We start from the raw sequence: 20,105 nt of genomic DNA on the forward strand, positions 1-20,105 counted from the left end.
GTCTGGGGTTCGGCGGGGATCCAAGTGCAGGATCTACTGGATCCCTACCGGTATCTGCCCATGAGGTTCTAACTACGCGGTGATGCTGTCGACGCAGAATCTGGGCGCCGAGTACTCGGTCTCGGTTTCACAGAAGAGCAGTTCGTGGGACATAGGGTCACCTCCTACCTACCTCGCGACGTTGCGTGCCGGTCCATGATCCACTGGCTCGAACCAAATCCGTACCCCCGACCGTAGGATTCCGATGTCCCCCGATTGGCGGACATTGGACCCCCTGCGGGCAAACACTGACAACGGTCGACGCGTCAGGCAAGAACCAGCCTGGCCCGGGAACATCGCGCTACCAGATTCATGATCCCGGCGCTGGATGGGCTGCCGGCAGCTTCGCCGACCCGCAGCTGTGGTTGTCGGTTCGACGCACGTAATCCCCTGTGGTGCAGGGCTAGAGTCGCTACGGCACCGGCGTCATCCGGGTCGGCCTCACGCCTCCCGGGAGTTGGCTTGTATTACGGCGTTGCGCCAGATCAGTTGCGAATTCTTGGTAGGCCGCACGCAACCGCGCTCCCGGCCAGTCGTCGGGAAGCAGTTCAGCCGGCAACATCGGGTCGGCTAGTAGGTGCCGCACCATCGCCGCGGCCACCACGAATCTCCTGGGAATGTCGGAGAACTGGGCCATGTCATCAAGCAGCCGGTGTCCGGCGCCGGACCATCCGGGTAGATCCCAGAGTTGCCCGGCTAGTTCGGCAGGCGCGTCGTCGCGCGCCTTGAGCACCCGCACCCGCGCCCTGACTTCGGGGTCCAGCTCCAGATCAAGATTGTCCGGCCGCATCCACACGCCTTCGCGCAATTCACCGAACCGCTTGTCGTGCATGGCAGTTCGCAATGCAGCGCGGGTGCGGGCATCGGTGCCGACGCTGGTGACGATGACGGAGTGCCAATATCCTCGCCAGGACCGGGTCCGGGGGCGCATGGCCTCGTCCTGACGCCGCTGCCGAGCCAGCAACCGATCCGACAGCCGATACCCGTCGGCGGACCGGATCAGGTCGCCGGCGCTGACCATGCGGGTCAGCGCTACTCGCAACGCCGTCTCCTTGATGCCGAAATCGACTGTCAGCCTGATCAATTCGCTTGCGGTTGCGCACGCCGGATGAGCGCCGAGCAGCACGCTCAACACTACCGAGCGAGCCGTCATGTTCGACATCGTCAAACCTGCGAAGCCCGACGGCCGTAGTCACCGAACGGCTCATCGCGGTGCTTGACCGCATCCCGAAAGCCATGCGCGACCGCGTCGGCGACGAAAGCGTGCCCCTCGGGAGTATGCCGGGCAACACCGTCGAACACGGTGCTGACCATCCGGCTGGTGGCGACACCTTGCTGCAGCAGAGCGGAATTGAGCGCGAGCTTGATCATGATCAGCTGGTTGACCGGCAGCGCGGCGATTCGCTCCACCAGTCGCTCGGTGCGCTCATCGAGGTCCTTCGGATCCGGCGCCTCCACCGCCAGGCCCCACTCGGCGGCTTGCGCTCCGGTGATGCAATCGCCGGTGAACAACAGTCTCTTGGCGCGCTGGTCGCCGAGCCGGTGCGCCCACAGGCCCGCGGCCGGGACACCCCACACCCGCGTCGGCGGGTAGCCGATCTTGGCGTCGGCGGCGGCGATCACCTGGTCGGCGTGCAGCGCGATGTCGGTGCCGCCGGCGACGCAGTAGCCGTGGATCTTGACCACCGTGGGCTTGTCGGCGTGCATCAGGCTGGAGAAGCCACGCACGAAGCGGCTCATCATCTGGTAGTCGATCATCGGGTCCCACGGCTGATTCGGCAGGTGGTTGACGGCCTGGGTCTTGCCGTCCAGGACCGTGCCGCGGTATCCACCGTCGCCGCCCGCCGACGATGACTGTTCGGCGTAGGCGGACAAATCGAAGCCGGCGCAGAAACCTTCACCGCGCCCGGACACGAGAATGACGTGCACATTGGGGTCCAGGTCGGCGCGTTCCACCAATGCCGAGAGCTCGAGCGGGGTGTCGGCGACGATCGCGTTACCTTTTTCCGGCCGATTGAAGGTGATACGGGCGACACGGTCGGTGACCTCGTAGGTCATCGTTTTCAGGTTGTCGAAGTCGACCTGCCTGATGGCGTGGGTCATGGGTGCCGCCCTTGCGTCATCCCTTTACTAGAGCACGTTCGAGGATGGGCGCCAGATCCAGCCCGGTCGGCATGGTGCCGAACGCACCGCCCCACTGGCCACCGAGCCGGGTGGCCAGGAAGGCCTCGGCGACGGCGGGATGCCCGTGACGTACCAGAAGTGACCCCTGCAGCGCCAGGCAGATGTCCTCGGCGACCTTGCGGGCGCGGTACTGAATGGTGTCAAGGTCGTCCAGCTGGGTCTTCAGGTTTTCGACGTGCGTGTCCAGCCGCGGATCCTGACCCGCACTGGTGGCCAGTTCGCCAAACAGCACCTCGACACACTCGGGTCGAGTTGCCATGGCGCGCAGCGTATCCAGTGCGCTGACGTTGCCAGAGCCCTCCCAGATGCCCATCAGTGGCGCCTCGCGGTACAGCCGCGGCATGCCGGAATCTTCGACATAGCCATTGCCGCCCAGGCATTCCAGGGCTTCGGCGGCGTGCGGGGTCGAGCGCTTGCACACCCAGTACTTGCTGGCCGCCAAGCCGATACGGCGCAATAGCGCCTCGGTCTTGTTGCCTCGCACCGCCTTATCGGTGGCACCGGCCATCCGCATGGCCACGATCGTGGCGGCCTCGGCTTCCACCGCCAAATCAGCCAGCACGTTGCGCATCAGCGGCTGGTCGATCAGGTAGGCACCAAAGGCCTTTCGGTGCTGGGCGTGGTGGACGGCACGGGTCAAACCGGTGCGCATGCTGGTCGCGCTGCCCAGGGTGCAATCCAGCCGGGTGAGGTTGACCATCTCGATGATGGTCGGGACGCCGCGCCCTTCCTCACCGACCAACCACGCTGTGGCGCTGTCGTATTCGACCTCGCTTGAGGCGTTGGCGTGGTTGCCGAGCTTGTCCTTGAGCCGCTGCAAGAACATGCGGTTGCGGGTGCCGTCGGGAAGGATTCGCGGCACCATGAAGCAAGACAGCCCATTTGGGGCCTGCGCGAGCACCAGGAAGATGTCGCACATCGGTGCCGAGGTGAACCACTTGTGGCCAGTCAGGCTATAGGTGCCGTCGGCGTTGGGGGTCGCCGCGGTGGTGCCGGCGCGCACGTCGGAACCGCCCTGCTTCTCGGTCATCGACATGCCCGCGGTGATGCCGGCTTTCGTCGTCGCCAGCTTCAGCTCTGGGGCGTACTCACGACTGGTCAGCAGCGGCTCATACACGGCCGCGAGCTCGGGGTTGTAACGCAGCGCGGGGACGACAGCATACGTCATCGAGATCGGGCACACGTGGCCCGGCTCGCAGTTCCACGCCGACATCTTGGCGGCACGCACCACATGGCTACCCGGCCGGTCATCGGCCCACGGCGCGGCGTGCAGGCCGTGCGCGATCGCCGCGCGCATCAGCTCGTGGTATGCCGGGTCGTATTCCACCTCGTCGACACGGTGCCCATACCGGTCGTGCGTGTGCAGGATCGGCCTGTTGCGGTCCGCGAGCTCACCCCAACGGATGCCTTCGGTGGATCCGGACAACACCCCAACCGCGTTTACCTCTTCCAGGCCCCACTGCCCGCCCTCGCGAATCAGGGCCTCGGTGAGCACCGCGAATGACGCCGGGTTGTAGTTCTCCAGGGGCGGAACCTGGTTGGTCACGACATGGGTGTCTGGCATGACAACAATGTTACATTTTTGCGACAGCCGCACAAGAGTTGTAATGCTAGCGAGGATGGGCGGCGAAGAATTCCCACAGCATCTCGGTAGCCACTGAGGGCCACTCATGGCCGCCTTCATCGACGGTGACCAGCACGACGCTGCGGTTGTCCGCGCATCCGGCGGTCGAAGTCGTGACCTGACCGCGGGTCATTGCGGTCGGGGGGCCGCACTGGTCTACATTGCGCCAGAACGCGTTCAGTTGCTCTACCGGCGGACCGTTGATGCGGGCGATGCCGGCGCCGGGCCCGCCGTAGTAGCGGACCAGCGGATCGCCGGTGCCATGAATGTGCATCACCGATGTTGGATGCGGGGACCGGCAGGGGTCCAGTTGCGTCCCCGAAACGGGGCCGATCGCGGCGAACAAGCCGGTGTTGCACGCCAGCGTGTAGGACATGATGCCGCCGTTGCTCATGCCGGTGGCGTAGACCCTGGCGGGGTTGATGCGGACGTTGTGCGAAATGTCAGCGACGGCGGCGCTGATGAAGGCAACATCGTCGACGCCTTGTCGCGCGGACCGGCCGCAGCAGCCCCCGCCATTGGCGTTCCACGCCCTGCTGAGGCCGTCCGGATAGGCCACGACGAACTTCTCTGAATCGGCCAATTCGTCCCAGTCGTAAGACCTTTCGGCCTGCTTGGCACTGCCGAAACCACCGTGCAGCATGACAACCAGTGGGGCCGCCGCGGGCAATCCTGCCGGCTTGTAGAGCCGGTAGGTTCGGTCGACTCCGCCGACATTGATGGTGTGGGAGCTAGTGCCCTCACCGAAGCCCAACGGGGGCGGCGCTGCCCGGTGCGCGCATCCCGCGAGCACGAGCACGACGCTTAGCAGCGCGACGCCTCGATGAACCATGGGTTAACCGTAGGCGCCAGAAGCGGCGAAGTCAGCCGCCCGTTTTCTCCCGTAGAAACGCAATGTCATCCTTGCGCCCCTCGTCGGCGGTTTCACAGATAACCGGCGCACCGGCGGCGTCGACGACGGCAACGAGCAACTCGGGGTCGATTTGACCGGTGCCGAAGTTGGCGTGCCGGTCGGCACCGGAGCCGGCCGCGTCCCTCGAGTCGTTGCAGTGCACTAGATCAATGCGGCCGGTCAAGGCCTTAACGCGGTCGACTGCGTCGATCAGCTTTTCCCCGGCAGCCCACGCGTGGCAAGTATCCAGGCAGAAGCCGATGCCGCTGTCGCCGATGTGGTCCCAGAGCCTACCGATGGTGTCGAAGTAGCGCGCCATCGCGTGATCCCCGCCCGCGGTGTTCTCGAGGTAGAGCTGCACGTCGGTTTCCAGGTACTTGAGCGCCTTGACCCACCGCTCGAAGCCGGCCTCCATGTCGTTGTCGTCGGCGTGGCCGCCGTGCACGATCACCGCCGTCGCGTCGATTTCCGACGCCGCGTCACACGTGTCCTGCAGGATCTTGCGCGACGGGATACGGATGCGGTTGTTCGCCGATGCCACATTGATGAGGTACGGCGCGTGCACGTACAGAGGTATGGGCGACGCCTTCAGCGTCTCGGCGTCGTCACGCGGCTTAGGCTTCTTCCAGCTCTGCGGGTTGCCGAGGAAAAACTGCACGGCATCGGCGCCGTCGGCTTGGGCGGCGGCCAGCGGATCGTCGTTGTGGACGTGCGAACCAATAAGCACGTAGGCCAGTTTAGTGAAGAGGACGGACACGAGCGTGACGCCAGCTTCACATTCGGCACTCGCGGCGCAGCGAAACCTCTGCGCATACGACGTGTCTGTGGTGATAGCTTTCCCGCGGGCGGCTGTTGTGGAGGATTAGGCAATGCTTTCTGTTGGACGCGGCATCGCCGACATCACCGGTGAGTCGGCGGAGTGCGGCATGCTCGGCTACGGCAAAACCGACCAACGCACCGCCGGCATTCATATGCGGCTTCGCTCACGGGCCTTCGTCTTCGAGGAGGATTCCGGAGACGGACATGCGCGGCTGCTGCTGGTGGTGGTCGACCTGCCGATGTCCACGCAATACCTGACCGATGAGGTGCTACGCCGGTTGGCGGATTCGTTTGGCGGCACCTACTCGGAGCAGAACACGCTGATCACGGCGACACATACGCACGCCGGGCCCGGTGGCTACTGCGGGCACCTGCTGTACAACCTGTCGACGAGCGGTTTCCGGCCGGCGACATTCGGAGCGATCGTCGATGGAATCGTCGAATCGGTGCAACACGCCCACCACGATGTGGCGCCCGCCGAGGTGACGTTGTCGCACGGCGAGTTACACAACGCGAGCATCAATCGGTCACCCGCGTCATTCGACCGGAACCCGGCGTCGGACAAGGCATTCTTCCCCAACCGCATCGACCCGCATACCACGCTGATTCGTATCGATCGGGGCGAGCAGACCGTGGGAGCAATCCATTTCTTCGCCACCCACGGCACGAGCATGACCAATCGCAACCGTCTCATCTCCGGAGACAACAAGGGTTTCGCCGCCTACCACTGGGAGCGGACGGTCGAGGGCGCGGATTACCTCGCCGGTCAGCCCGACTTCATCGCCGCCTTCGCGCAAACCAACCCGGGCGACATGAGCCCGCACGTCGACGGGCCGATCACCGGTCCGTCTCTATCGGAGCTGGAGTTGGAGAACACCCGCCGAATTGGGATGTCCCAATTCGAGGACGCTGCCACGCAGCTGAGCAACGCGACGCCGATCGGTGCTGGCATCGACGCCCGGTTCACCTACGTCGATCTCAGTTCGGTCTTGGTGCGTGGCGAGTACACGCCTGATGGTCAGGACCACCGCACCGGGCGCCCGATGATTGCCGCCGCGACCATGGCGGGAACCGCCGAGGGCAGGGGGTTCCCCGGCTTTCACCAAGGCCGAAACCCATTCTGGGACAGGGTATCCAGCACCATCTACCGACTCGCCACCCCGTTGCGGGCCATACACGCCCCCAAAGCCATGGTGATACCCGCGCACCTGGTAAACCGGCTGTCGCCCTTCGTCCAGGAAATCGTTCCCGTTCACCTGGTACGGATCGGACGCCTCTATCTGATTGGCATCCCGGGCGAACCGACGATTGTCGCGGGCCTGCGGCTGCGTCGCACGGTGGCTTCGATTGTTGGTGCCGAACTAGCTGACGTGCTCTGCGTGGGCTACAGCAATGCCTACATCCACTACGTGACTACGCCCGAGGAGTATCTGGAACAGCGCTACGAGGGCGGCAGCACCCTGTTCGGTCGATGGGAATTGCCGGCGCTCATGCAGACGGTGGCTGGACTCGCCGAGGCGATGCGAGATCGCCGTCCCGCGATGCCGAGCAGCCGCCCACGGCCCAACAAACCACTCAGCTGGCTGCGCGCCGCCCCTCCCGACACCGGTTCATTCGGAACGGTTGTCACTGAGCCGTCCGCGACCTACCAACCAGGCCAGGTCGTAGAGGCCGTGTTCGTCAGCGCGCTGCCCAACAACGATCTACACCGCAACGGCAGCTACCTCGAAGTGGTCCGTCACGAGGAGGAGCATTGGGTGCGTATCGCCGACGACGGTGACTGGTCAACGACCTTTCGCTGGCAGCGGCAAGGGCGGGACGGCTCGCGCGTCACCATCCGCTGGACCATTCCCGGCGATGCCACGCCCGGGCGCTACCGCATCGTCCACTCCGGCACCGCACGCGAGGCCAACGGCACGCTCAAGGCGTTCACCGCTACGACTCGCGAATTCATGGTTGGCTGAACCCGGCGAGCAGACGCAGAATCGCATCGCGAGGGCCTCTCGCGTGCGATTCTGCGTCTGCTCGCGCTACTAGCGGTAGTCGGAGTAGCCGTAGTCGTCCAGCGGAACGGCAGCACCGGTGGCCTGGCCGAAGTCCGGGCTGTAGTACTGGTCCTCGTAGGACGGGATCGTGTACGCCGCGGCGCGGGCCTCTTCGGTGGGCTGCACCTGGATGTTGCGGTAACGGTTGATTCCGGTACCGGCCGGGATCAGCTTGCCGATGATCACGTTCTCCTTCAGACCGTTGAGCTTGTCGCTGCGGCAGTTGATCGCCGCATCGGTCAACACTCGCGTGGTCTCCTGGAACGACGCCGCACTCAGCCACGAGTCGGTGGCCAGCGACGCCTTCGTGATACCCATCAGCACCGGACGTCCGGCGGCGGGCTCGCCGCCCTCGGCCACCACCCGACGGTTCTCCGCCTCGAACTCCGCACGATCGATCAGCGAGCCGGGCAGGAACTCCGTCGAGCCCGAGTCGATGATGGTGACCCGGCGCAGCATCTGGCGCACGATCACCTCGATGTGCTTGTCGTGGATCGACACACCTTGGGCCCGGTAGACCTCCTGAACCTCGCGCACCAGGTGGATCTGCACCTCGCGCGGACCCTGCACCCGCAGCACCTCGTGCGGGTCGGCCGAGCCTTCCATCAGCTGCTGACCAACCTCGACGTGGTCGCCGTCGGACAGCACCCGCTCGGAGCCGTCCTCGTGCTTGAACACCCGCAGCCGCTGCCTCTTGGAGAGCTTGTCGTAGACGACTTCCTCGCCACCGTCGTCGGGAACGATGGTGATCTTGTAGAAGCGCTCCCCGTCCTCGAGACGAACCCGGCCGGTGACGTCGGCGATGGGCGCCTTGCCTCGCGGCACGCGGGCCTCGAACAGCTCCTGAACCCGGGGCAGACCGCCGGTGATGTCCTCACCGACACCACCCTGGTGGAAGGTACGCATGGTCAGCTGCGTGCCGGGCTCGCCAATGGACTGAGCGGCGACGATACCGACGGCCTCGCCGATGTCGACCAGCTTGCCGGTGGCCATCGACCGCCCGTAGCAGGTCGCGCACACGCCGGTGCCGGTGGTGCAGGTCAGCACCGAACGCACCTTCACAGACGTGATGCCCGCGGCGAGCAAGGCGTCGATCTCCGGGTCACCCAGGTCCTCGCCGCGCGCGACGACGACGTTGCCGGCCTCGTCGACCGCGTCGGTGCCCAAAGTCCGCGCGTACGCCGAGGTTTCGATGTACGGGTCGCGGATGAGGGCACCGTCAGGCTGACGCTCGGCCAGCTCCACGACGATGCCGCGCTCGGTCTGGCAGTCGTGCTCACGCACGATCACGTCCTGCGAAACGTCCACCAGACGACGGGTCAGGTAGCCCGAGTCGGCGGTACGTAAGGCCGTGTCCGCCAGGCCCTTTCGGGCACCGTGGGTGTTGATGAAGTACTCCAGCACGGTCAGTCCCTCACGGAACGACGACTTGACCGGGCGCGGGATGAACTCGCCCTTGGGGTTGGTCACCAGACCCTTCATGCCGGCCAGCGTCCGGGTCTGAGTGAAGTTACCCGTGGCACCCGAGTCGACGATCGTGATGATCGGGTTGTCGCTGGGGTAGTGCTCCCGCAGCGCCTGACCGACCTCGTCGGTGGCTTCCTTCCAGATCTCCACCAGTGCCTCGTTGCGCTCGTCATGGTTCAAAGCGCCACGCTGGAACTGCTTTTCGACCTTGTCGGCACGCTCCTCGTATTGGTCGAGGATCTCCTTCTTGCGCGGCGGCACCAGCACGTCGGCCATCGAGACCGTCACACCGCTTCGGGTCGCCCAGTAGAAGCCGGCGTCCTTGAGCTTGTCGACGGTCTGCGCGACCACGATCATCGGGTAGCGCTCGGCCAGGTCGTTGATGATCGAAGCCTGCACCTTCTTGTGCATCTGCTTGTTCACGAACGGATACCCAAGCGGCAGCAGCTCGTTGAACATCACCCGGCCCAATGTGGTCTCGGCCATCCAAGGATCGCCCGGCTGCCACCCGTTGCCGCCGAACAGCTCGGCCTCGATCTCGGCGGGCGGACGCAGCTGGGTCAGCCGCACCTTGATCTTGGCCCGCACGCTCAATACACCGCGGTCGGCCGCCATGATCGCTTCGGCCGGCGAGGAGTACACACCCGACTCCGGACGGTCGCCGTTGGCCGTCTGGTATTCGCCGTTGTCGCCCTCGACCTCGGTGGTCAGGTAGTACAACCCGGTCACCATGTCCAGTCGCGGCATGGCCAGCGGACGGCCGGATGCGGGCGACAGGATGTTGTTGGAGGACAACATCAGAATGCGTGCCTCGGCCTGCGCCTCGGCGCTCAACGGCAGGTGAACGGCCATCTGGTCACCGTCGAAGTCGGCGTTGAACGCCTCACACACCAACGGGTGCAGCTGAATCGCCTTGCCTTCCACCAGCATTGGCTCGAAGGCTTGGATACCCAGGCGGTGCAGGGTGGGCGCGCGGTTCAGCAAAACAGGATGCTCTGCAATTACTTCCTCGAGCACGTCCCACACCTGAGGACGCTGCCGCTCCACCATGCGCTTGGCGCTCTTGATGTTCTGCGCGTGGTTGAGGTCGACGAGCCGCTTCATCACGAACGGCTTGAACAGCTCCAGCGCCATCAGCTTAGGCAAACCGCACTGGTGCAGCTTGAGCTGCGGGCCGACCACGATGACCGAACGGCCCGAGTAGTCGACACGCTTACCGAGCAGGTTCTGCCGGAACCGGCCCTGCTTGCCCTTGAGCAGGTCGCTCAAAGACTTCAGCGGACGGTTGCCCGGACCGGTAACCGGCCGGCCGCGACGGCCGTTGTCGAACAGCGCGTCGACGGACTCCTGCAGCATCCGCTTCTCGTTGTTGACGATGATCTCCGGCGCGCCCAGGTCGATGAGCCTCTTGAGCCGGTTGTTGCGGTTGATCACGCGGCGGTACAGGTCATTCAAGTCAGACGTGGCGAACCGCCCACCGTCGAGCTGCACCATCGGCCGCAGTTCCGGCGGGATGACCGGCACCGCGTCGAGCACCATGCCCATCGGTGAGTTGCCAGACTGCTGGAACGCCGCGACCACCTTGAGCCGCTTCAAAGCGCGAAGCTTCTTCTGCCCCTTGCCGTTTCGGATGACATCGCGCAGTGACTCAGCCTCGGCGTCGATGTCGAAGTTCTCGATCAGCTTCTGGATCGACTCTGCGCCCATGGCACCGGTGAAGTATTCACCGTAGCGGTCGACGAGCTCGCGGTAGAGGTTCTCGTCGACGATCAGCTGCTTGGGAGCCAGCTTGGTGAAGGTGTTCCAGATGTCCTCCAGCCGGTCCAACTCGCGCTGCGCGCGGTCGCGGAGCTGGCGCATCTCGCGCTCGCCGCCGTCACGAACCTTGCGCTTGGCGTCCGCTTTGGCACCCTCGGCTTCCAGCTCGGCCAGGTCGGCCTCCAGCTTCTGCGCACGAGCCTCCAGGTCGGCATCGCGCTGATCCTCAACGCCCTTGCGCTCCACCGCCATTTCGGCCTCGAGCGTCGAGAGCTCGTTGTGGCGCATCTCCTCATCGACCGCGGTGATCACATACGCGGCGAAGTAGATGATCTTCTCGAGGTCCTTGGGCGCCAGGTCCAGCAGGTACCCCAGACGCGAGGGCACACCCTTGAAGTACCAGATGTGTGTGACCGGCGCGGCCAGCTCAATGTGGCCCATCCGCTCGCGACGCACCTTGGCGCGAGTAACCTCCACGCCACAGCGCTCACAGATGATGCCCTTGAAGCGCACCCGCTTGTACTTGCCGCAGTAGCACTCCCAGTCGCGAGTCGGTCCGAAGATCTTCTCGCAGAACAGGCCGTCCTTCTCCGGCTTCAGCGTGCGGTAGTTGATCGTCTCCGGCTTCTTGACTTCGCCGTAAGACCATTGCCTGATGTCCTCCGCGGTAGCCAGACCAATGCGAAGTTCATCGAAGAAGTTGACGTCGAGCACGTAACTCCCTTTCCCCTAACGGGTTGAATAGCTTTCCAAAAGATTTACGCCAGGTCCTCAACGGACGCGGATTCGTTGCGGGACAAGTTGATTCCCAGGTTGGCCGCGGCCCGTTCAAGGTCTTCGTCCTCGCCTTCGCGCAGCTCGATCGCCGCACCGTCGGACGACAGCACTTCAACGTTGAGGCAAAGCGACTGCAGCTCCTTGAGGAGAACCTTGAACGACTCGGGAATTCCCGGTTCTGGGATGTTCTCGCCCTTGACGATCGCCTCGTACACCTTGACCCGGCCGACGGTGTCGTCGGACTTGATGGTCAACAGCTCCTGCAGCGTGTACGCGGCACCGTAGGCCTGCATGGCCCAGCACTCCATCTCGCCGAACCGCTGACCACCGAACTGCGCCTTACCACCCAGCGGCTGCTGGGTGATCATCGAGTACGGGCCAGTCGAGCGGGCGTGGATCTTGTCGTCCACCAGGTGGTGCAGCTTCATGATGTACATGTAGCCAACCGTCACCGGATACGGGAACGGCTCGCCGCTGCGCCCGTCGAACAGCACCGCCTTGCCGTCGCCGTCCACCAGCACCTCGCCGTCGCGGTTGGGCAGCGTGGCCGACAGCAGCCCCTGCAGCTCGGCCTCCTGGGCACCGTCGAACACCGGCGTCGACACGATGGCGTTCGGCTCCGCGTGCAGCAGGTCGTCGGGCAGCCGGGCGGCCCAGTCCGGAACCCCGTTGCCGGCGTCGACCTTCCACCCGGACTTGGCCACCCAACCAAGGTGAGTTTCCAGGATCTGGCCGATGTTCATCCGTCGCGGCACACCGTGCGTGTTCAGGATGATGTCGACGGGGGTGCCGTCCGGTAGGAACGGCATGTCCTCGACCGGCAGGATCTTGCCGATGACGCCCTTGTTGCCGTGGCGTCCGGCCAGCTTGTCGCCGTCGGAGATCTTGCGCTTCTGGGCCACGTACACCCTGACCAGCTCGTTTACACCGGCCGGCAGCTCGTCGTCGTCCTCGCGGGAGAACACCCGGATGCCGATCACCTTGCCGGATTCACCGTGCGGCACCTTCAGCGAGGTGTCGCGGACCTCCCGGGCCTTCTCGCCGAAGATCGCCCGCAACAGCCGCTCCTCCGGCGTCAGCTCGGTCTCGCCCTTCGGGGTGACCTTGCCGACCAGGATGTCGCCGTCGCGAACCTCGGCACCGATGCGCACGATACCGCGCTCGTCGAGGTCGGCCAGCACCTCGTCGGAGACGTTCGGGATGTCCCGGGTGATCTCCTCGGCGCCCAGCTTGGTGTCACGAGCGTCGATCTCGTGCTCCTCGATGTGGATCGAGGTGAGCACGTCCTCTTCGACGAGGCGGTTGGACAGGATGATCGCGTCCTCGTAGTTGTGGCCCTCCCACGGCATGATCGCCACCAGCAGGTTCTTGCCCAGCGCCATCTCACCGTTCTCGGTGCAGGGACCGTCGGCGATCACCTGGCCTGCCTCGACTCGATCTCCAGCGTCCACGATCGGCGACTGGTTGGCGCAGGTGCCGTGGTTGGAACGGGCGAACTTGCGCATCCGGTAGGTGTGCCGGGTGCCGTCGTCGGCCATCACGGTGATGTAGTCGGCGGAGACCTCCTCGATCACCCCGGACTTCTCCGCGACGACGACGTCGCCGGCGTCGATCGCCGCACGCAACTCCATGCCGGTCCCCACCAGCGGCGCCTCGCTGCGCACCAACGGAACCGCCTGGCGCTGCATGTTGGCACCCATCAGGGCGCGGTTGGCGTCGTCGTGCTCGAGGAACGGGATCATGGCCGTTGCCACTGACACCATCTGGCGCGGCGAGACGTCCATGTAGTCCACCTCGGACGAGGGAACATACTCGACCTCGCCCGCCTTGCGGCGGACCAGAACCCGCGGCTCAGCAAAGAGGGAAGCACCGGCCTCATTGATCTTTAGCGGCGAGTTGGCCTGCGCCACGACGTGACGGTCCTCCTCGTCAGCGGTCAGGTATTCGATCTCGTCAGAGACGACCCCGTCCACAACCTTCCGATACGGCGTCTCGATGAACCCGAACGGGTTGACCCGCGCGTACACCGACAACGAGCCGATCAGGCCGATGTTCGGACCCTCCGGAGTCTCGATCGGGCACATCCGGCCGTAGTGCGACGGGTGCACGTCACGGACCTCCAGCCCGGCGCGCTCACGCGACAGACCGCCCGGCCCCAAGGCCGACAGCCGGCGCTTGTGGGTCAGACCCGACAACGGGTTGTTCTGGTCCATGAACTGCGACAGCTGGCTGGTGCCGAAGAACTCCTTGATCGCGGCGACCACCGGACGGATGTTGATCAGCGTCTGGGGCGTGATGGCCTCGACGTCCTGCGTGGTCATCCGTTCCCGGACGACGCGCTCCATCCGCGACATGCCGACCCGGATCTGGTTCTGGATCAGCTCACCGACCGTGCGCAACCGGCGGTTGCCGAAGTGGTCGATGTCGTCGGTTTCCACCGGAACCTCGACGCCGCCCGGGACAGTCATCGTGGGCTGACCCTCGTGCAGGCGAACCAGGTATTCGATCGTGGCGACGACGTCTTCTTCGGTCAGTGTCGACGACGTGATCGGCTCACCGGCGTGCAGCCCGAGCTTCTTGTTGACCTTGTAGCGGCCAACGCGGGCCAGGTCGTACCGCTTCTCCTTGAAGAACAGGTTCTCCAGCAGCGTCTGCGCGGACTCCTTGGTCGGCGGCTCGCCCGGACGCAGCTTGCGGTAGATGTCCAGCAGCGCCTCATCGGTGCCGATGGTGTTGTCCTTCTCCAGCGTCGACATCATGATCTCGGAGAAACCGAACCGCTCGGTGATCTGCTCGCCGGTCCAGCCCAGTGCCTTGAGCAGCACGGTGACCGGCTGGCGGCGCTTGCGGTCGATTCGCACACCCACGGTGTCGCGCTTGTCGACGTCGAACTCCAGCCAGGCGCCGCGGCTTGGAATCACCTTGACGCTGTGCAGCGTCTTCTCGGTGGACTTGTCGATGGTCTCGTCGAAGTACACACCGGGCGACCGGACCAGCTGGCTCACGACCACACGCTCGGTCCCGTTGATGATGAACGTGCCCTTCTCGGTCATCATCGGGAAGTCGCCCATGAACACCGTCTGGCTCTTGATCTCGCCGGTGTTGTTGTTGATGAACTCGGCCGTGACGAACAGCGGGGCCGCGTACGTCATGTCCTTGTCTTTGCACTCGTCGACGGGCGCCTTGACTTCGTCGAAGCGGGGGTCGGAGAAAGACAGCGACATCGAGCCCGAGAAGTCCTCGATCGGCGACAGCTCGTAGAGCACCTCCTCGAGGCCGCCGACCGGGTCAACGTCACCGCGGGCGACCGCGGATTCGCGCCAGCGCTGCGAGCCGATCAGCCACTCGAACGAGTCGGTCTGCACGTCGAGCAGCCCCGGAACCTCAAGCGGTTCTCGGAGCTTGGCGAAGGAAACTCGGTTGGGCGCTCCCGGTACGGAGTTGTTTGAAGAACTAGGGCGGCCCTGATGGGGACTGGCGTCTGTCTTGCTCTGGCGGAAATCAGCCAAGATGCGTCCTTCCAGCACCTCGTGCGACTAACGAGAGCCTTGGCAGAGCCTTGGAAAGGCCAGCCCACCGGGCCTGTTCGCCGCAGATAGTTGTGTCGGTTCGGCCGGCGAACGATCTGTCCGGATCTCACGCACGCAACTACATAGCTGAGCCACGGAAAACGGCTCAGGCTAAGACCACGGTGTCAAGTGGCGGGTGAGGTGGGCAGGAAGTAGCCAGCGCAACGTCCAACAATAGCGCAGACGCGCGCATTCCTCAAATACCTATCCACGGGAACATCAGCGCTGGCTCGACTCTCCCCGAACAGGTCTGATACATGCTGCCCAACAGATTGACCCGTTTAGGCCTCGCCGTCAAGAGGGCGGGCGGCGAGTTATCCCGAAATCCTGCGCTAACCGCACGTTGGACGGCAGCAACCGACGCGATCACACCGAGCGAGTCATCCAAGCCGCGCCGACAACGGCGCACGGCTCAACAGCAGGCAAATGCCTTCTATAACTCGTGGACCTGGTACTTATGCGTGCCCTCAAGGTCATCGAGGATCGCGGCCTGAGCATTCTTGGGCAGTGTGTGCAACATCGCACGCACCCGGGCCTGACGACGAGCGACCGCTTTGCGCTCCGGCATGCCCGGCGTCGCGGTGATCTGCGGCGGAACGCCCTCGATCTCCTCGACACCACCCGCGTGGTGACCAGCATCGAGCAGGGCCTGCTCTTCGGCCATGGTGGCCTCGTCCTTCTCTTCGGACATGCCGATCGGCCCGATGCGGCGGCCGTTGAGGAACTGTCGCACCACGGGCTCGTCGCTGGTCAGCAAGACTTCGCGCGGCCCGAACATCACCAGATGCTTGCGGAACAACATGCCCATGTTGTCCGGCACCGTGCGGGCGATGTTGATGTTGTGGGTCACGATCAGGATGGTCGCGTCGATCTGGGCGTTGATGTCCATGATCAGCTGGCTCAGGTAGGCGGTACGGACCGGGTCCAGACCCGAGTCGGGCTCGTCGCAGAGAATGATCTGCGGGTCGAGGACCAGAGCACGAGCCAGGCCGGCTCGCTTGCGCATACCGCCGGAGATCTCGCCGGGGAACTTCTTCTCGTCCCCACCCAGGCCGACCATCTGCAGCTTCTCCATGACGATGTCACGGATTTCGCTTTCCTTTTTCTTGGTGTGCTCACGCAGCGGGAACGCGGTGTTGTCGTAGAGATTCATCGAACCGAACAGCGCGCCGTCCTGGAACAGCACGCCGAACAAGGTGCGGATCTCGTACAGCTCCTTGGCCGAGCATTCGATGATGTCTGTGCCATCGATGATGATCGAGCCGCGTTCCGGCCGCAGCAGGCCGATGAGTGATTTCAGGAAGACCGATTTGCCGGTACCGGACGGCCCCAGCAACACGCTGACCTCCCCGGCGGGAATTTCTAGCGTGACGTCTTCCCAGATCCTCGAGGATCCGAAGGACTTTGTGAGTCCGTTGACCTCGATGCTGACGCCCATGGGAAATCCTTCCGTCAACGCGCTTATACGCCACCCGCCCCTTTTTTGTGGCTTGAGTCACTGTAGCGCACGGCTGGGGCGCGACATCAGGGTTGCACCGATAACGATCCTGGTCGGGCCTAATCAGGATAGGGTCAGGAGAGGTTATGCAGTCGGCGCCCAGTTGCCGTGGAAGCCCATCGGTACCCGTTGCGGCAGGTGCACCGTCGCCATCAACGCAAGGGTCTGGGCATCCAATAGCAGCAGTTGGCCTTCGTCGCGGCCGCGGTGATAGCCGTAGCCCATGAGGACTCCGTCGTCTTCGGCTCTACTTTCGGGATTCGGCACAAAAGACATCTCGCCGATCAAAAGGTCGGGATCGAGCGGGGCGACTTCGCTGGATCCGGTCGCGTAGTCGTACTTATACAGCGAGGTAGACATCGGGGCCGACGTGCCGCCGGACAGGAAGCCACCGTCGACGCCGAGCGTGTAGCCGTAGCGATGTTCGCCGCCCAACAGGGTTTCGTTAATCCGCGGGAATTCCTGCGACCGATCGTCGTGGCACTCGGTGGCGACCGCACCGGTGGCAAGGTTGATGGACCAGCGGTCCAGCGACGGTCGGGTCTCGCCGGGCCCGTGCCGGTCGCGGTCGAACATCCGCGAGTAACGCACCACGTCGAGCACCAGCACCTCAGATCCGTTCCGCATCTCGGAATACGCGTTGAGCGGGTGGTAAACGTAGCAGGGTTCGATGTCGAACCAACGCACGTCTCGATTCGTACCCTCACGGGGCATTACGCCGATTCGCGCCGGATAGTTAGGGTTCCAGGCGTACGGCATGCGGTCAGACGGCTTCGGGTTGCGGTTGACCATCGCGGCAATCGGGCTCGGCACCCGGACCCGTCCGATCAGTGACTGCATTACCAACCGCGCCGGCAATCCCAGCCAGCGCGGCATCTTCACCGGCAGCACTTGCACCGGGTCGAACGTCACCGGCAGGTCGTAGATCACCACGTATTTGTCGGTCAGTGAAAAGTCATGCATCGCCGGCGACCCGGACACCTCAATGTCAACGGTGCGACGGGCATGTCCCTGGGTGTCGATGACCGAGTACTGCACGGTACGCCCGCGGACGAATGAATAGGAAACTGCGTGCAGTTCGCCGGTACGCGGATCCCGGTGCGGATGGGCCGTGTAACCCCCGGCCAGGGTGCCGTCGAAGTCGCATGTCCCGATGGTGTCGAGCTCGTCGGTGAGCTCATAGTTGGCGACGCCGGCCTCGACGAGGGCAAGGGTCCGTCCGGCGTGGGCCAGCACATTCGTGTTGGCACCGAGAGCCAGCATGCCCGCCCGTGGATCCAGACGGCTGGGCGCCGGCTCGCCGAGGGCGGCGCATACCGGCTTGCTGCGCACCCAGCGGTTGCGGTACCAGCGAGCCTGCCCGCCGCACAGCGCGACCCCGTGAACCATGCCGTCACCACTGAACCAGTGGTAGATGGCTGGGTCGACCTCCGCGGCCGGGTTGGGTCCGTTGCGCAGGTAGCGCCCATCAAGGTGGTCGGGGATGCTCCCCGTGACCGGCAGGTCGGTTGCGGTTACTTCGACGGCGACCGGCGCCAGAAAGCCGTCGAGATACGGGTTCTGCTGTGTGGCGGTTCGCGTGGCCGTCATAGCCGAGCTCCTATAACATTGTTATTTCGACGTTATTGGAACGGTACGCTCCCGATGGAAACATGGCAATGATGTTTGGCGGATGTTTGACGAGATGACTTCGCAGACGCAACGCAGTGTTCGCGACGAGTTGCTGCACGCTGCCGTTGGACTGCTGAACGAACACGGGCCCGACGCGCTGCAGACCCGCAAGGTGGCCAGTGCCGCCGGCACCTCCACCATGGCGGTCTACACCCATTTCGGAGGAATGCGCGGACTCATCGCCGCGGTGACCGATGAGGGGTTACGCCAATTCGATGCCGCCCTGACGGTCCCGAGAACAGCCGATCCGGTCGGCGACTTGCTGGCCATCGGCGCTGCCTACCGCCGCTACGCCATCGAGCGGCCACACATGTATCGGCTGATGTTCGGCAGCACCAGCGCCCATGGCATCAACGCCCCGGCGCGCAACGTCTTGACGCTCACGGTCGCAGAGATCGAGGAGCAGCACCCCAGCTTTGCGCACGTGGTGCGCGGAGTGCACCGTTGCATGTTGGCCGGCCGGTTGACGGCCACGGGCTCCGACAATGCATCGGACCAAGCAATAGTCAGCACAGCGGCGCAGTTCTGGTCGTCGATCCACGGCTTCGTGATGCTGGAGCTGGCCGGTTTCTACGGCGACGAGGGCGCGGCCATCGAACCGGTGCTCGCCTCGATGACGACGAACTTGCTTGTCGCTCTGGGAGACTCACCCGAGCAGGTGAAACAGTCGCAACGGTCGCTGCGGGCCGAACAGACACAAAAGCCCCCAAGACATTGATGCAAAGGGGGCTTTTGCGTCTGCTTAGCAGAGCTACTTGACGGTGACGGTGGCGCCGGCGGCCTCGAGCTTGGTCTTGGCCTCGTCGGCGGCTTCCTTGGCGACCTTCTCCAGCAGCGGCTTCGGAGCGCCGTCGACCAGGTCCTTGGCCTCCTTGAGGCCGAGGCCGGAGACAATCTCACGGACAACCTTGATGACGCCGATCTTCTTGTCGCCGGCGGCCTCGAGGATCACGTCGAACTCGGACTGCTCCTCGGCGGCCTCAGCGGCACCGGCGGCCGGGGCGGCACCCGCGGCGGCGACAGCGACCGGAGCGGCCGCCGTGACCTCGAAAGTCTCCTCGAACTTCTTGACGAAGTCGGAGAGCTCCAACAGGGTCATTTCCTTGAACGCGTCAAGCAATTCGTCGGTTGAGAGCTTCGGCATGGTGTGGTCCTTCCTGGTCTTTTGGGGTTTACGGTTTGCAGGGGTTTCTCGGGTGCTGGTGTTATTCGGAGGCTTTCTTTTCCTGCAGTGCGGCCGCCAACCGGGCCATCTGCGATGCCGGCGCATTGAACAGCCCGGCCGCCTTGGCCAGGTTGCCCTTCATCGCGCCGGCCAGCTTGGCCAGCAGCACCTCGCGGGACTCCAGGTCGGCGATGCGCTCGACCTCGGCGACGGTCAACGGATGGCCGTCCATGTAGCCGCCCTTGATGACCAGCGCCTTGTGCTCCTTGGCGAAGGTCTTGAGGGCCTTGGCCGCATCGACCGGTTCGCCGGTGACGAACGCGATCGCCGTGGGACCGGCGAACAGTTCGTCGAGCCCCTCGACGCCGGCTTCCGACGCCGCCCTCTTGATCAGCGTGTTCTTGGCTACGGCGTAGGTGGCCGACGCCCCCAGCGAGCGCCGCAACTCTGCCAGGTTGGCGACCGTCAGACCGCGGTAATCGGTGATGACGGTCGCGGTCGAAGCCTTGAAATGCTCTGCGATGTCTGCGACGGCGGTGGCCTTGTCAGCCTTGGCCATGCATGCCTCCTCGGTGCAAGTCCGACTTATCGTCCGTG

Annotated in this window: 13 protein-coding genes; 2 read left to right on the forward strand and 11 right to left on the reverse strand. The window is 64.5% G+C overall.

Going from position 1 to position 20,105, the window contains the following annotated elements; genetic code table 11:
* Window positions 1-451 precede the first annotated feature (451 nt).
* The 5 genes from MSIMFI_RS01710 to MSIMFI_RS01730 are packed head-to-tail and all read right to left on the reverse strand — an operon-like array spanning window position 452 to window position 5,466.
* Window positions 452-1,201: a PaaX family transcriptional regulator C-terminal domain-containing protein gene (locus MSIMFI_RS01710; RefSeq protein ID WP_191495897.1), complete on the reverse strand. Its 750-nt coding sequence runs from the start codon at window positions 1,199-1,201 to the stop codon at window positions 452-454.
* A gap of 2 nt (window positions 1,202-1,203) precedes the next feature.
* Window positions 1,204-2,142, reverse strand: coding sequence for a crotonase/enoyl-CoA hydratase family protein (locus tag MSIMFI_RS01715; protein ID WP_191495898.1), 939 nt, complete (start codon window positions 2,140-2,142; stop codon window positions 1,204-1,206).
* Window positions 2,143-2,158: 16 nt separating this feature from the next.
* A complete protein-coding gene (locus MSIMFI_RS01720) occupies window positions 2,159-3,787 on the reverse strand; it encodes an acyl-CoA dehydrogenase family protein (protein ID WP_191495899.1) in 1,629 nt (542 codons plus the stop codon).
* A gap of 46 nt (window positions 3,788-3,833) precedes the next feature.
* Window positions 3,834-4,679 carry an alpha/beta hydrolase family esterase gene (locus tag MSIMFI_RS01725; RefSeq protein ID WP_186241661.1) on the reverse strand — a complete coding sequence of 282 codons (846 nt, stop codon included), beginning with the start codon at window positions 4,677-4,679 and terminating at the stop codon, window positions 3,834-3,836.
* A 31-nt stretch (window positions 4,680-4,710) separates the two neighbouring features.
* Window positions 4,711-5,466: a deoxyribonuclease IV gene (locus MSIMFI_RS01730; protein ID WP_191495900.1), complete on the reverse strand. Its 756-nt coding sequence runs from the start codon at window positions 5,464-5,466 to the stop codon at window positions 4,711-4,713.
* A 142-nt stretch (window positions 5,467-5,608) separates the two neighbouring features.
* Between MSIMFI_RS01730 and MSIMFI_RS01735 the strand changes: the two genes are divergently transcribed.
* Window positions 5,609-7,522, forward strand: coding sequence for a neutral ceramidase (locus MSIMFI_RS01735; protein ID WP_191495901.1), 1,914 nt, complete (start codon window positions 5,609-5,611; stop codon window positions 7,520-7,522).
* A 69-nt stretch (window positions 7,523-7,591) separates the two neighbouring features.
* Here the strand turns inward: MSIMFI_RS01735 and MSIMFI_RS01740 are convergent, their stop codons facing one another.
* From MSIMFI_RS01740 to MSIMFI_RS01755, 4 genes are all read right to left on the reverse strand, one after another.
* Window positions 7,592-11,542 (reverse strand): DNA-directed RNA polymerase subunit beta', encoded by a 3,951-nt coding sequence (locus MSIMFI_RS01740; protein WP_191495902.1) that lies wholly within the window; start codon window positions 11,540-11,542, stop codon window positions 7,592-7,594.
* A gap of 44 nt (window positions 11,543-11,586) precedes the next feature.
* On the reverse strand, window positions 11,587-15,114 hold the full coding sequence (gene rpoB, locus MSIMFI_RS01745; protein ID WP_191495903.1) for a DNA-directed RNA polymerase subunit beta: 3,528 nt from the start codon (window positions 15,112-15,114) through the stop codon (window positions 11,587-11,589).
* A gap of 493 nt (window positions 15,115-15,607) precedes the next feature.
* A complete protein-coding gene (locus tag MSIMFI_RS01750) occupies window positions 15,608-16,612 on the reverse strand; it encodes an ABC transporter ATP-binding protein (RefSeq protein ID WP_186241656.1) in 1,005 nt (334 codons plus the stop codon).
* Window positions 16,613-16,756: 144 nt separating this feature from the next.
* Complete coding sequence (locus MSIMFI_RS01755) at window positions 16,757-18,262, reverse strand: carotenoid oxygenase family protein (protein ID WP_191495904.1); 1,506 nt, start codon at window positions 18,260-18,262, stop codon at window positions 16,757-16,759.
* A gap of 94 nt (window positions 18,263-18,356) precedes the next feature.
* On the opposite strand from MSIMFI_RS01755, the gene MSIMFI_RS01760 reads away from it, so the two are divergent.
* On the forward strand, window positions 18,357-19,061 hold the full coding sequence (locus tag MSIMFI_RS01760; RefSeq protein ID WP_191497969.1) for a TetR/AcrR family transcriptional regulator: 705 nt from the start codon (window positions 18,357-18,359) through the stop codon (window positions 19,059-19,061).
* 33 nt (window positions 19,062-19,094) lie between these two features.
* On the opposite strand, the gene rplL is transcribed toward MSIMFI_RS01760, so the two are convergent.
* Together rplL and rplJ are read right to left on the reverse strand one after the other, a co-directional pair.
* Window positions 19,095-19,487, reverse strand: a complete 393-nt coding sequence (rplL, locus tag MSIMFI_RS01765; RefSeq protein ID WP_186241653.1) for a 50S ribosomal protein L7/L12 — start codon at window positions 19,485-19,487, stop codon at window positions 19,095-19,097.
* A gap of 61 nt (window positions 19,488-19,548) precedes the next feature.
* Window positions 19,549-20,067 carry a 50S ribosomal protein L10 gene (rplJ, locus tag MSIMFI_RS01770; protein ID WP_191495905.1) on the reverse strand — a complete coding sequence of 173 codons (519 nt, stop codon included), beginning with the start codon at window positions 20,065-20,067 and terminating at the stop codon, window positions 19,549-19,551.
* Between the last annotated feature and the right edge of the window lie 38 nt (window positions 20,068-20,105).

The organism is Mycobacterium simulans, assembly GCF_900232995.1.
GTDB classification, from domain to species: Bacteria; Actinomycetota; Actinomycetes; order Mycobacteriales; family Mycobacteriaceae; genus Mycobacterium; species Mycobacterium simulans.